General features: G+C 35.1%; 14 protein-coding genes and 1 tRNA gene. 6 read left to right on the forward strand and 9 right to left on the reverse strand.

The annotated features are described in order from the left end of the window. Positions 1–55: 55 nt before the first annotated feature. The 5 genes from cyoE to Megvenef_RS03210 form a co-directional block, all read right to left on the reverse strand. Entirely contained in the window at positions 56–943 is an 888-nt protein-coding gene (cyoE, locus tag Megvenef_RS03190) for a heme o synthase (RefSeq protein ID WP_322776554.1), read from the reverse strand. A 2-nt stretch (positions 944–945) separates the two neighbouring features. Then, positions 946–2,538: a cytochrome c oxidase subunit I gene (gene ctaD / locus Megvenef_RS03195; RefSeq protein WP_322776555.1), complete on the reverse strand. Its 1,593-nt coding sequence runs from the start codon at positions 2,536–2,538 to the stop codon at positions 946–948. Beyond that, positions 2,538–3,347 carry a cytochrome c oxidase subunit II gene (coxB, locus tag Megvenef_RS03200; protein ID WP_410519753.1) on the reverse strand — a complete coding sequence of 270 codons (810 nt, stop codon included), beginning with the start codon at positions 3,345–3,347 and terminating at the stop codon, positions 2,538–2,540. The genes ctaD and coxB overlap by 1 nt, the downstream gene beginning before the upstream one ends. A 395-nt stretch (positions 3,348–3,742) precedes the next feature. Beyond that, the gene (locus Megvenef_RS03205; RefSeq protein ID WP_322776556.1) at positions 3,743–4,282 is read right to left on the reverse strand and encodes an invasion associated locus B family protein; all 540 of its coding nucleotides are present in this window, start codon (positions 4,280–4,282) and stop codon (positions 3,743–3,745) included. Positions 4,283–4,325: 43 nt separating this feature from the next. Further along, a tRNA-Val gene (locus Megvenef_RS03210) sits at positions 4,326–4,401 on the reverse strand. Between the two features lie 122 nt (positions 4,402–4,523). Here Megvenef_RS03210 and Megvenef_RS03215 point away from each other — a divergent pair. After that, on the forward strand, positions 4,524–6,269 hold the full coding sequence (locus Megvenef_RS03215; protein ID WP_322776557.1) for a sulfatase-like hydrolase/transferase: 1,746 nt from the start codon (positions 4,524–4,526) through the stop codon (positions 6,267–6,269). 131 nt (positions 6,270–6,400) lie between these two features. On the opposite strand, the gene Megvenef_RS03220 is transcribed toward Megvenef_RS03215, so the two are convergent. From Megvenef_RS03220 to Megvenef_RS03230, 3 genes are all read right to left on the reverse strand, one after another. Beyond that, positions 6,401–7,177 (reverse strand): metal ABC transporter permease, encoded by a 777-nt coding sequence (locus tag Megvenef_RS03220; protein ID WP_322776558.1) that lies wholly within the window; start codon positions 7,175–7,177, stop codon positions 6,401–6,403. Between the two features lie 36 nt (positions 7,178–7,213). Next, positions 7,214–7,912, reverse strand: coding sequence for a metal ABC transporter ATP-binding protein (locus tag Megvenef_RS03225; protein ID WP_322776559.1), 699 nt, complete (start codon positions 7,910–7,912; stop codon positions 7,214–7,216). 273 nt (positions 7,913–8,185) lie between these two features. Continuing rightward, complete coding sequence (locus Megvenef_RS03230; RefSeq protein WP_322776560.1) at positions 8,186–8,656, reverse strand: RT0821/Lpp0805 family surface protein; 471 nt, start codon at positions 8,654–8,656, stop codon at positions 8,186–8,188. A gap of 96 nt (positions 8,657–8,752) precedes the next feature. Here Megvenef_RS03230 and Megvenef_RS03235 point away from each other — a divergent pair, with 96 nt between their 5' ends. The 4 genes from Megvenef_RS03235 (at position 8,753) to Megvenef_RS03250 (ending at position 12,083) form a co-directional block, all read left to right on the forward strand. Further along, complete coding sequence (locus Megvenef_RS03235; RefSeq protein ID WP_322776561.1) at positions 8,753–9,616, forward strand: cation diffusion facilitator family transporter; 864 nt, start codon at positions 8,753–8,755, stop codon at positions 9,614–9,616. A 25-nt stretch (positions 9,617–9,641) separates the two neighbouring features. Continuing rightward, positions 9,642–10,124, forward strand: a complete 483-nt coding sequence (locus tag Megvenef_RS03240; protein ID WP_322776562.1) for a nucleoside deaminase — start codon at positions 9,642–9,644, stop codon at positions 10,122–10,124. Positions 10,125–10,344: 220 nt separating this feature from the next. Then, positions 10,345–11,214: a flagellar motor stator protein MotA gene (motA, locus tag Megvenef_RS03245; RefSeq protein WP_322776563.1), complete on the forward strand. Its 870-nt coding sequence runs from the start codon at positions 10,345–10,347 to the stop codon at positions 11,212–11,214. A gap of 2 nt (positions 11,215–11,216) precedes the next feature. Continuing rightward, positions 11,217–12,083: a flagellar motor protein MotB gene (locus tag Megvenef_RS03250; protein ID WP_322776564.1), complete on the forward strand. Its 867-nt coding sequence runs from the start codon at positions 11,217–11,219 to the stop codon at positions 12,081–12,083. Positions 12,084–12,124: 41 nt separating this feature from the next. Here Megvenef_RS03250 and Megvenef_RS03255 read toward each other — a convergent pair whose 3' ends face one another. After that, positions 12,125–12,247, reverse strand: a complete 123-nt coding sequence (locus Megvenef_RS03255; RefSeq protein WP_322776565.1) for a hypothetical protein — start codon at positions 12,245–12,247, stop codon at positions 12,125–12,127. A gap of 71 nt (positions 12,248–12,318) precedes the next feature. Between Megvenef_RS03255 and Megvenef_RS03260 the strand changes: the two genes are divergently transcribed. Beyond that, positions 12,319–12,646: transposase (locus Megvenef_RS03260; RefSeq protein ID WP_322776028.1), on the forward strand; the 328-nt coding region annotated here is incomplete at its 3' end.

Raw genomic sequence — 12,646 nt, forward strand, 5'->3', positions numbered from 1 at the left:
GGATAATGTTGGGTAGCTTACTAAAAGCTAAACTATAGAATAGATTTTATCTCAATTAAAACACTAATAAACTTAAGAAAATAGCAAACAGATAAAAAATAGAATACCAAAAAAGTTTCTTAGCATATTTGTTATTAGCATCGACAAATAATTTTATAGTATAATATATAAACCCTGCACCTAAAATTAATGCTAGTGCCAAGTATATTTGGCTAGACATACCTAGCAGATAAGGCACTAAAGTGGTAATCACCATCAAAACACTATATAAAAAGATTTGTTTTTTGGTGTATTGGTCTCCCTTTATCACCGGCATCATTGGTACACCACAATCTCGATAATCCTGTACTCTAAACAAAGCTAAAGCCCACGAATGAGGTGGGGTCCACATAAAAATTATCGCAAATAAAGTAAATGACTGCCAAGAAACCTCCCCACTCACTGCCGCCCACCCGATCATTGGAGGCAATGCTCCCGCAGCACCACCAATGACTACATTTTGAATGGAAGAACGTTTAAGCCAGATTGTATAAATAAATACATAATATAAGATGGTTATACTAAGTAAAATTGCCGATGTGATATTCACACATAAAGCCATCAAAATCACCGATAAAACACCAGTTACGATCCCAAATGACAATGCTTCATCAGGATTTATAGCTCCTGTTATAATTGGACGTTTTTGGGTGCGCTTCATAATTGCATCTATATCACGATCGTACCACATGTTAATTGCTGCAGCTGATCCAGCACCAATTGTTATGAATAAAATTGCAGATATTGCAATCAAAGGATGAATATTTCCTGGGGCAAGTGATAACCCACAAAAGGCTGTAAATACCACAAGAGACATAACTCGTGGCTTCATAAGAGCTAGATAGTCCTTTACTGAAGGGTCATATGAGTCAATATGTATTCTTCCAGCAACAACTTTACTCATTACTATTTTATAACTGGTTGCTTATAAAATGTATGGTATGGAGGAGGTGAACTCACTGTCCACTCCAGAGTATCAGCCCCTTCTCCCCATTGGTTATCAGGGCATTTTTTACCAAATTTTAATGTATAAAATACAATAAATACAAAGAATAACGCAGCTCCCATAGAAATTAATGATCCAACAGTTGAAATATAATTCCATCCAGCAAAAGCATCAGGGTAATCTGGTATTCTTCTTGGCATTCCAGCTAGACCCAAGAAATGTTGTGGAAAGAAAGTAAGGTTTACACCAATAAATGTTACCCAAAAATGGACTTTACCCATCCATTCAGGATATTGTTTACCAGACATTTTACCAAACCAATAGTAAAAGCCAGCAAAGGCTGTAAACAGCGCTCCAAGTGACATTGTGTAGTGAAAATGCGCAACAACATAATAAGTATCATGTAAAACTCTGTCTAGGGCTGAGTTCGATAAAATAATTCCAGTAACACCACCAAATGTAAACAAAATAATAAAACCTATAGAAAATAGCATAGGCGTTTTAAAACTAATCGATCCGCCCCACATAGTGGCAATCCAACTAAAAATTTTAATACCAGTTGGAACAGCTATAACCATTGTTCCTGCTGTAAAATATAATAAAGCATTATAAGACAGACCTACAGTAAACATATGATGCGCCCAAACAACAAACCCAATAAGGCCAATAATTGCCATAGCACAAACCATTCCAGTATAACCAAATATAGGCTTACGCGAGAATGTCGAAATAACCTGCGATACAATCCCAAAACCAGGTAAAATTATAATATATACCTCAGGATGACCAAAGAACCAAAAGAGGTGCTGAAATAGTACAGGATCACCACCTCCCTCTGGAGTAAAGAAATGCGTACCAAAATTACGATCAGTCAACAACATAGTTATTGCACCAGCCAAAACCGGTAATGCAAGCACAAGTAAAAACGCTGTGATTAAGATTGACCAAACAAATAAAGGCATTTTAAACAATCCCATTCCAGGAGCACGCATGTTAAAAACTGTAACTATGATATTTATCGATCCCAAAATTGACGACATACCAGCAAGATGTAAACTAAAGATTGCCATGTCCACCGCAGCCCCTGGATGACCGCTTAAATTACTTAAGGGAGGATAAATAGTCCATCCAGTCCCAGCACCACCGTCAACTAAGCTGGATAAAAGCAAAAGAGTAAAAGATGGTACTAACAACCAAAAACTAATATTATTCATCCTTGGAAAAGCCATATCTGGCGCACCAATCAGCAATGGAACAAACCAATTACCAAATCCACCAAACAGTGCTGGCATGATCATGAAAAACACCATGATTAATGCATGAGCAGTAATCAAAACATTATAAAATTGATGATCTCCGCCTAAGAAATTCGACCCTGGATATGCAAGCTGCAAACGAAATAATACAGAAAATAATCCGCCAATCAAACCAGCAATTATTGCGAAAATAATATACATAGTTCCAATATCTTTATGGTTAGTTGACATTAGCCATCTTCTCAAACCACGAGGTGTATCATCATGTCCATGATCATTCATATTATATTTTTCCATTATTTAGTCCCATTGTGCGCTAATCTTATTTGACTATTGCTAGCGAATTTTACCTTTGCACTATTTATCCATGCATCAAAAGCTTCTTTGCTAACAACTTCAACTGCTATAGGCATAAAACCGTGCTTAACACCACACAACTCTGAACATTGACCATAAAAAACGCCTTTTTTCTCAACTTTGACCCATGTTTCATTAATTTTCCCTGGCACCGCGTCAATCTTGATGCCAAAAGCTGGAACAGAAAAACTATGCAAAACATCTGACGCCGTAATTAAAAATTTTATAGTCGCTCCTTCAGGAACTACAATCCTATTATCAACTTCCAGGAGACGTAATTGTCCAGGCTTCAGGTCAGCATCTTGAATCATGTAACTATCAAATTCAAAATTTCCATGATCAGGATAAGAGTAAGACCAAAACCACTGAGAGCCAACGACCTTGATTGTCATATCTGCAGGAGGTGTGTGTTCAGCCATTTTTAAAAGTCTAAAAGAAGGTATAGCAATCACAACTAAAACTATTATCGGTATAACTGTCCAAATCACCTCGATAGCAATATTATGAGTAAACTTTGCTGGAATTGGATTAGATTTTGCATTAAACCTGAATATTACGTAACAAATAAGAAATATTACAAATAAAACAATAGCTGTAGATATTATAAGTAAGAAATTATGAAAGTGGTGTAATTCTCTCATCAAAGGACTAGCTGCTTCCTGAAAATCAATTTGCCAAGGTAGTGGCTGGGCATACGCTATATTTCCAAGCGCCAGGATAAACAATAATGTGGTAAAAAATCTTTTCATAGTTAAATTATGTAAAAATAAAATAACAGTCAGCTTTATAATACTTAAACGAACTTATCAACACTAAGTTTTTGTAAACTTCAAAGTGTTATAGCTAGCACTAAATAGATGTTAGTAAAGCACTATCAAGACAAACCTCGGGTAATTATAACTTAACTTAGACACAAACTAAAGAAATATATAGCAATGCAGCTTAATTTAGAGCGCATTCTGTATAATTAGCACAGCGCAACAATAACTAGAACAACCAAGAAAATGATAGGAATTGATGAACCGTGTTAATCGTGAAATTAGTTTTTAAGTAGAAAGGCTTCGATCAAAGAGTATAAGGGCAGTTATTCCTACCTACTATAACACGGTAAAAAAACAACTAACCCTTAAAAACAAAATTTTATCTATTTAATGTAATTTAACCCTTCTTCAAGACCTTTTATTGATAGCGGTAAAGTAAGCTGCTTACCCTCAAGATTCATAAACGCCACTGCATTTTCAGAATTCGAAAGCAATGCTTTTAGATCAGCATCAGAAAGAGGAACAACTGCTTGGCATCCACTTGCAATACATGTTGTATACTTGCCAGGAGCAATTAGTTTTTTAGAACTTATTATAGAAGTACCAGCTTCAATTCTTATTCCAAGTGGTAAAGTCTGGATAAGTTTTAATTCTTTTTGAGGGCCAAAATAACCAATTTGATATAAAGCCATAGGTTGTTGCGTCTTATCTTCCTGCGTAACATTAACTTGTTGATTTAACAAACACATTTCTGGAGTATTTGTTTTCTCATCAGCTGGCTTACACGAAACCATCCAATCATCAAATTTTTTACCATCCGTCTTAGCAGCCGAGGCCATATTTAGCTTTGAAAAAGTAAATACAGCAGTTACGATTAGCAGCCCTATTACTACGAATGCAATTTGTTTTGTGTTTGTTTTCATATTTATTTCAATAATGTATAAATTAAATTTTTTGACTATATATTGGTGGGCGATGACAGATTCGAACTGCCGACCGTCTCGGTGTAAACGAGATGCTCTACCAGCTGAGCTAATCGCCCTTAGACTTCACCGCGTAATATGCACTAATTTTTTAAAAGAAGCAAGTCTTTTATCGTGAATATATTGATTGGAACGATTTTTCGTCTATCTTGTATTGGAAACCAATAATAAGCAATAATTGATGAAGAAAATTTTTAATATAATTGACGCTATAGTTGATCATAAAATATCTCTAAAAGAATTGTATTTTTCTTTAACCACATGGTTTGGTATTCTTGTGTTATTTCTTGGTTTTACAACTAAATTTCATACTACCTTACTGCTTGCAAACTTAATAATAGCCCTTTACGTCTATCTAATAATAATACTAATCACTAACCGCATTCTTTTCTCTGGTTTTTCAACCCTTCTATTGGCTGTTTTGTTTGATTATATAAAGCTGATAAAATGGCAATTCTTGATGCAAGAAATATCTGCAGCAGATTTTTTCATGCTTAAGTTATTAATCAACCATGGTCTGCTAAGACTTATTTATGAATATGCAACTAAAGAAATTTACTTAATATTTATACTTTTATTGATTAATTTTATTCTGCTTTGGAATAAATTTGATACTTTTCTTGACAAACAACGGCTTGGAAGCAGAAACTTTTATGCATTGCGAATGGTATCTTTCGGCGTAGCAATCTTGCTAAGTTCCAAGTTATTTGAGATCGCGTTCGATAAAAAATCATATTTTCATTTAGCAATTGAATCAATAAAAAATGAAAGCAAAGACTATCCTAGAAAAATATATGGCCCTTTCGCCGATATAGTATTTACCATTCAAGACATTTATATTGAACCCAAATCGGGCAAAATTGACGAAAGCCTGATACTAGACAAAATAGAAAAAGAGAAAAATACAATCATCACAAAGCAAGATGAAATGCCTGATGTAGTGGTCATCCTCAACGAATCAGTATTTGATCCTAGCAAACTAGATTACGACTTTGCGGACGCACTAAAATTTGCTTTTTTTCAAAAAGGGAAATACACAAAATATAGCGGAATATTGAATGTTAATACGTTTGGTGGCAGCTCCTGGATCAGTGAATATGAGATAAATACTGGCATATCACATAAGTCATTTGCCGGTCCAAGCTATATGCCCTTCATTACTCTTGTTCCACATACAAGAAATTCTATCATGTCTCACTTAAGATCTTTAGGGTATAGAATTGAAGTTCTATATCCGGTTGATAAAAATTTCTCCTTAGCACTAGATGCTTATACAAAGCTAGGGTCTCATGAGGTTACAGACATCTACGAATATGGGTTTGAGCCGGAAAGTTGGGGTCATATACCGGACAAAATGATTGGAGATATGGTAATCGATGCACTTGATAGAAACCCAGAAAAACCCAAATATATCTTTGCAGCGACAATGCTTAATCATGGACCACATTCAGGCTTTTTCTTAGACAATATAGGTTGTAGCCGTTCGATGAACGATCAACTATGTTCAAAACTTAATGATTACATCTCAAGGCTGACAAAAACAAACGAAGACCAAATGGATCTAATTGAAAAATTAATGAAACGGAAAAAGAAAACTATAATTGTAAATTTTGGTGATCACTTACCATCTTTCGAAGGATTCTCAACCCAACTTAGATTTACTCGAGATATTAAGGATTATTTCAAAACCTTTTATAATGTGAATGCAAATTTTGATATTAGGAATGATTTAAACTATCCAGAACTTGACATAACTTTTATTCCTGGACTCATTCTTGATATGGCAAAATTAAATAACGACCCTTTCTACAAAGCCAATTCATTGATGAGAAAAAATTGTAACGGTCAAATTACCCATTGCAAAAAAGATGATGATAAACTACTCGAAAGTTATAAAAGCCTAATTGTTAAACAGCTTGGTTTTTAATATGAATTTAAGAAAACAGCAAACGATGTATTGAATTTGTTTGCTTCGCATGCTTCTGCCCCAGGATCTTCCTTCGTTGCACCCTAGACAAAACCATCCTTCTGCTTTTGTCCCAAGTTTTGACCTCTATGCTATCTTTTAAAGCTAAAACTATTCATAGCCACGTAAGTAACCAGATATATCACCCCACCACATAAAATTACAATTGGGGCAAAAGGCAAATCAGCATAAAGCGACAATAACACTCCAGAAAGATTCATTGCCCCAGCAAAAAAGATTGCTAACCAAATCATCATTATTGGGGTGTTAGAGGTAAGTCGTGCAATCATAGCTGGTATTAGTATCATACTAGTAACCAAAAGCGCTCCTACAATTTTTATGGTTGCAATTACTGCAAATGATAAAATTGATAAGAAAAGAAACTCAAGGAGTTTTACACGAATTCCCCTAGAATGGGCTATATCTCTACTGAGTATTGTCAAAATAAGTTGACGGAATGCTATTACCAAAAAGAGAGAAGTAACGCCTAGAATTATACACAACCTAAACACATCTTCGCTAGTGGCAGTTATTATGTCACCAAAAAACATGCTATTAAAATTAAATCGACCAGGAAAAATATCAGCCACTATCAAGGCCAATGAGATCATAATACTTGAGGTCATACCAATAGCGGCATTATTCCCTGATTTAGTTTTTACCTTAAAAACTAATAAAGCAAAAAGTAATGTATTAACAATACCCGCATATATAATTGGTAATCCAGCAATTACGCTTATAGCTAGCGCTAGCATACTTGCATGAGCAAGCCCATCACCAAAATAAACATAACGCTTCCACAAGACAAAACAACCAAGTGGAGCAAAAATCAAACCTATTAGAATAGATACTAGTATTATGGTCGCCATATTTTTAACACGAATTTAGGATAAGGATTTTAGCATTTAGTGTTTATGATCATGAGTATGAATATAAACACCAATTTCAGATAGAGCATTTTTAAAATCGCTATTACTGTCTATGTCTGTTGGTTTACCGCTACAACAAACGTGACCATTTAGACAAATAACTTGATCCGAGTTCTTCATTACGGTGAATAAATCATGTGATATCATGAAAATTGTTATTCCAAATTTATTCTTTAGCTCCACTAATGTTTTATAAAATTCTTGTTGACTTGCAACATCAAGATATTGAGTTGGTTCATCCAAAATTATCAAATCTGGTTTGCTCATGATTGTTCCCGCAAGAAGAACTTTCTGTAACTGCCCACCTGATATTTCGGAGATATCTTTATTCTTTATTTCTTCGAAATCTAGAAAATAAGACAAAGCAAAATCTTTAGATATTGTCTTATGCTGAGATAGGATTTCTAACAACCCTTTTACAGTTATTGGAATCGCAAAACTTAAATCTAAGCTTTGCGGCACATAACCAATACGCAAATCCTTTGCAATTATTAACTCGCCACTATCATATGGCTCAAGACCTAATATAATTTTGGCTAATGTAGTTTTACCAACTCCATTTTGACCAATTAAGGTAGTAATTTCGCCTTTGTTTAACTTAAAACTCACCCCCTCAACCACTTTGTGGTTACCGAATCTTTTTGATAAAGATTTGAATTCAATAAGTGGGATCATATGGTTATTTGCTATATTTTAACCTGAACTATGGAGAAGGAGTAGAGTCGTGTAGTTCTGTACGGCCATTTCATGGACTCCAAATCGTCATCCTGAACTTGTTTCAGGATCTCCTTCCCTTGCCTGAGATCCAGGACCAGGCCCGAGATGACGAATCGCGGTGAGGCACAAAAAGATCCAACATCAAGTTTGGGGTGATTTTTTTCTTCGGGTACATCCATAGGTCTCTTGCCATGACAAGTTGCACCTAATTCAACTTTTGTATACACTATATTATTGGATTATTTTCCAATTACCGTCTGACTGGCGACACGCCTTACCATAAGCTTTTTGTTTTTCACCACCAATTACAACTTCTTGCTGATATTCACGGCAATATTGCCCACTTTCTTTGAATGTCTTTGTTGGAGTTATAGAACCATGATTTCCGCTATCCGGGTTATTCCAAGCTACACTACTACCAGCAGGAGAGAATTCAAGAGCCTGCTGCGAACTTTTTTGTAGCATTTGTCTATCGTACTCATCCATAGTTTTTCCAATTTGACCACCAACTAATGCCCCTGCAAGCGCTCCTACTCCAACAGCAACGAGCTTTCCTTCTCCTCCACCAAATTGAGACCCAAGCAAACCACCAGCTAAACCACCGATCAAAGTTCCACCGCCCTGCTTGTTCATTTGCCCATTACAAGCAGCTATTGAAATCGAAACAAAAGTAATTAATAATAAGTTTGCTATTTTTTTCATAAAAATTCTTTCTCCAAGGTACAAAAAATTGACATTAATTTCCTAGATACTAGTATAATAAACGTTTAGCTAGTATATTGCAAATAAATTACACTCATGTTACGACTTAAAGAGGAAGGCTTAATCAAATCTGCATCTTATGCATCTGTTGTAGTTGCCTTTATAATTATATCAATAAAGAGTTATGCTTGGATCACGACTGAATCTCAATCTATGCTCGCCTCCCTTATAGATTCATTACTAGATATTTCTTCTTCATTTATTAATTTAATTGCCGTAAGAATTGCACTTGCTCCTCCTGATGATAATCACAGATTTGGTCACGATAAATTCCAAGATTTAGCGATCTTTTCACAGTCAATATTTTTTCTGATATCCTGTTTATTTACTCTATTCTCTTCCAGCAAAGCTTTGTATTTAAGGGATATCCCCCAAAATGCTGAGTTTGGTGCAAACGCTATGTATTTATGTATTTTTCTAACATTTTGTTTAGTTCTTTATCAAAGCTTTGTTGTAAAAAAAACTGGTTCAAAGATCATTGCGGCTGATAAATTGCACTATTTCTCAGATTTTTTGACAAATATAGCTGTTGTTGTTTCACTATACTTAAGTAGCTCATTTTGGTATATCGATGCTCTGGTCGGGATAGGTATTTCACTCTATATATTTTATGCATCTTGCCAGCTTTTTAGAGATGCGATCCGCAACTTAGCCGATGAAGAATTTGCAGATAATGATCGAGAAAAGATTTTACAAATTATTAATGCCTTTTCACAAGCAAAAGGAGTTCATGAACTAAAAACTCGATCTGCTGGTGATAAACCATTTATTCAATTTCACTTAGAAATCGATGGAAACTTATCTTTACTTGAGGCTCATACCATTTCAGATAAAATAGCAGCAGAATTAATAAAGCATTTTCCCAAAGCTGAGATTATAATTCACCAAGATCCTGTCTAAATAACTTCTTATAGAGCTCGGTTTCATGGCAAATTTCGATACTGATTTTAATAATTTTTATATGCACATGGCTCTAGCCGAAGCTCGCCTCGCCTACTTAGAAGGAGAAGTGCCCGTTGGTTGTGTTATAGTAAATCATCTTACTAACACAGTGATTTCGAGTGCTCATAACATGTCACAACAAGGAAATAATCCAAATTTACATGCCGAAATGATTGCGATTGATATGGCTTGCAAAAAAATTAATAATAAAACTTTATTAAATTGTGATATATATATTACCCTAGAACCTTGCACAATGTGCGCAAGTGCTATTTCAAATGCAAGAATAGCAAGAATGTACTATGCTGCTTCTGACGAAAAACAGGGGGCTGTAGAAAATGGCGTAAGGTTTTATACAACAAACTCTTGTTTTTATAGGCCAGAAATTTATTCCGGCATACAAAGACTTGAATCGGAAACAATTATTGCAAGTTTTTTTAGTAAACTAAGAAAAAATAAGTTATAATGATTAAGCTGTTGTATTATCGCTAATAATTAAGAATGTAATTAAGAATAATATCTAGATCAAATAAAATTTTTGAAGCAATTTTTTAAAAAAGAAGACTAGACTATGCAAAGTGCAGCTGACTACGTTGGAACTATTAAGGCACTTTTGATAGAGATAACAAAAAAGATACTTCCAGCTAACCATATATTAATATAATTAAAATAGAAGCTTATAATCGATGTTTTATATACTAGGTATTGTGATTGTTTTTGGGTCGGTGGTGCTAGGTTATACCATGCACCATGGAGACCTTAGGGTTCTTTATCAACCAAATGAATTTGTTATAATATTAGGTGCTGGTCTTGGATCCGTAATAATAGGATTTCCTTTGTCTTCTTTAAAAAAGGCATTAGCCGGCTTTAAACAAATCATGAAGGGTAAGCCTTATGTTAAAAAAGATTACATGGAACTTCTATTGTTTAGTTTTAATACTTTTAAACTCATGAAGATTAAGGGTATGCTCGAGATTGAATCTCATATCGAAAATATCTCTGAAAGCGAATTATTTAAACTTGCACCAGCTCTTAAAAAGGAGCAGTTTGTTCAGGATTTTGTTGCTGATAATTTGCGGCTAATGACGATGGGAATGGATAATGCCCATCAATTTGAAGATGTAATGGACAAAGAAATTGAACTATATAAAAGTAGTTCAGCTTCAGCCGGCGATGTTTACTCCAACCTTGGAGATTCTCTACCAGCTCTCGGAATTGTCGCCGCAGTGCTGGGAGTAATCATTACGATGAGAAGTATTATGGAACCACCAGACGTGCTTGGCTCTCTTATTGGAGCAGCACTAGTTGGTACATTCCTTGGTGTTCTTACAGCATACGGTTTGTTTGGACCCATGGGGCATTTCTTACATAAATATGGTGATTATAAAGTAAAGTTTGTTGATTGCGCTAAGGCTGGTTTTATCGCTTACCTGAACGGGAATCCACCGATTATTGTTGTTGAATTCATGCGAAAAAACATACCAGAAGACCTGAGACCTTCTTTCGAAGAACTTGATACTTATATCAACGAAAATTCAATGAAAATAATGGGCTGATGATGGCTAAGCAGCAGCAAATTATCATTAAGAAGATAAAGAAAGTACAAGGTGGTGGTCACCACGGTGGAGCTTGGAAAGTGGCCTATGCAGACTTTGTAACAGCCATGATGGCGTTCTTTTTGCTACTTTGGTTAATTTCTGTTTCTGATAAAGCTACACTTCAAGGAGTTGCTCAGTATTTTACACCTACCGAATCAATTAGTGATAAGGCTGGACTTGGATTTGATGGGGGCGCTGATGCTAACATCGAAAAAGGTACTGGCGCACCTAATGCAGCTTCAAGCTCATTAATCTATGGCTCACCGTCTAAAGGGCACAGAGTAGACTCAGCACGCATGCCAAGTAATATGAGCGACATAGAGCGCGATCATTTTATCAGCATAATGAATAGCATCCAACAAAGCTCAGAGCTTAAGAGCTTTGCCGATAACATACAAATAGACATTACAAATGAAGGTTTACGTATCCAAATTATGGATAGCGATAATAGGCCAATGTTTAAACCAAATACCGCCGATCTGCAACCATACATGGAGAAGATAATAACTATTATCGCCAAAATGGTTAGCACACAACCTAACTATATATCCATCAGTGGTCATACAGCTTCTGTCAAAGCTGGTAGTGACACTGGCATAGATTTTTGGAACATTTCAGCTGATCGTGCGAATGAAGTGCGTAAGTTTATGACACAAAAACTAATTGATAAAGGACAAGTAGTTAAAATCATAGGATTGTCTGATAGAGAACCATTTGATCCTAAAGATCCATTTGGTATAAAGAATATAAGAGTAGGTATCACCCTGTTAAATGAAGCTTCTATTACAGCTTATCAAAAATCAGTCCCAACTAAAATTGGCTCATAGCTAATAGTTCGGGGATAATGGTCAATAATTGACTATTATAATTATCTAAAACACCGTTCAGCAAAACTATTTGACACCACCCACTTGTGGGTAACATTCATTATAAAACCGTAGAAAGTCCCTCCGTCAAAACTCTCCCCGCCTGAATTAACAAGGGGTTTCATGTCATAAACAGCTTACAAAATCCATAAGAAAATGGTATAATTACCGCATAAAGCTTACGGATTTTAAAATTATGCCTATAGAAAATATTACTTTTCTCCAAAAACAAGAAAGGTTATTTGAAGAGAAATTATCTACAAAACTAAATCCTAAAAACAAGTTATATAAACTAAGGGATTTAGTAAATTGGTCTGAACTTGAAGCCAGAGCATTGCCTAACATTGAAATCAAGCAATTTGGTAGAAATAAGAAAGATCATAGAGTAATGCTAGCACTATCAATGCTTCAAGCTATGTACAACGGTTCTGATTCGTTTACGGAGGAAGAGCTAAAGGAAAATATTTATTGGCAATATTTTTGTGGTTATGAATATTTGCAGCAAGATCTTGATGTGTCTGAAG

The sequence above is a fragment of the Candidatus Megaera venefica genome (assembly GCF_034554655.1).
Taxonomy (GTDB): Bacteria; Pseudomonadota; Alphaproteobacteria; order Rickettsiales; family Rickettsiaceae; genus Megaera_A; species Megaera_A venefica.

What these genes read in the sequence shown, in the direction of transcription:
- cyoE (WP_322776554.1), bottom strand. Translation starts at nt 943, where the DNA reads ATGAGTAAAGTTGTTGCTGGAAGAATACATATTGACTCATATGACCCT.
- ctaD (WP_322776555.1), bottom strand. Translation starts at nt 2,538, where the DNA reads ATGGAAAAATATAATATGAATGATCATGGACATGATGATACACCTCGT.
- coxB (WP_410519753.1), bottom strand. Translation starts at nt 3,347, where the DNA reads ATGAAAAGATTTTTTACCACATTATTGTTTATCCTGGCGCTTGGAAAT.
- Megvenef_RS03205 (WP_322776556.1), bottom strand. Translation starts at nt 4,282, where the DNA reads ATGAAAACAAACACAAAACAAATTGCATTCGTAGTAATAGGGCTGCTA.
- Megvenef_RS03215 (WP_322776557.1), top strand. Translation starts at nt 4,524, where the DNA reads ATGAAGAAAATTTTTAATATAATTGACGCTATAGTTGATCATAAAATA.
- Megvenef_RS03220 (WP_322776558.1), bottom strand. Translation starts at nt 7,177, where the DNA reads ATGGCGACCATAATACTAGTATCTATTCTAATAGGTTTGATTTTTGCT.
- Megvenef_RS03225 (WP_322776559.1), bottom strand. Translation starts at nt 7,912, where the DNA reads ATGATCCCACTTATTGAATTCAAATCTTTATCAAAAAGATTCGGTAAC.
- Megvenef_RS03230 (WP_322776560.1), bottom strand. Translation starts at nt 8,656, where the DNA reads ATGAAAAAAATAGCAAACTTATTATTAATTACTTTTGTTTCGATTTCA.
- Megvenef_RS03235 (WP_322776561.1), top strand. Translation starts at nt 8,753, where the DNA reads ATGTTACGACTTAAAGAGGAAGGCTTAATCAAATCTGCATCTTATGCA.
- Megvenef_RS03240 (WP_322776562.1), top strand. Translation starts at nt 9,642, where the DNA reads ATGGCAAATTTCGATACTGATTTTAATAATTTTTATATGCACATGGCT.
- motA (WP_322776563.1), top strand. Translation starts at nt 10,345, where the DNA reads ATGTTTTATATACTAGGTATTGTGATTGTTTTTGGGTCGGTGGTGCTA.
- Megvenef_RS03250 (WP_322776564.1), top strand. Translation starts at nt 11,217, where the DNA reads ATGGCTAAGCAGCAGCAAATTATCATTAAGAAGATAAAGAAAGTACAA.
- Megvenef_RS03255 (WP_322776565.1), bottom strand. Translation starts at nt 12,247, where the DNA reads ATGAAACCCCTTGTTAATTCAGGCGGGGAGAGTTTTGACGGAGGGACT.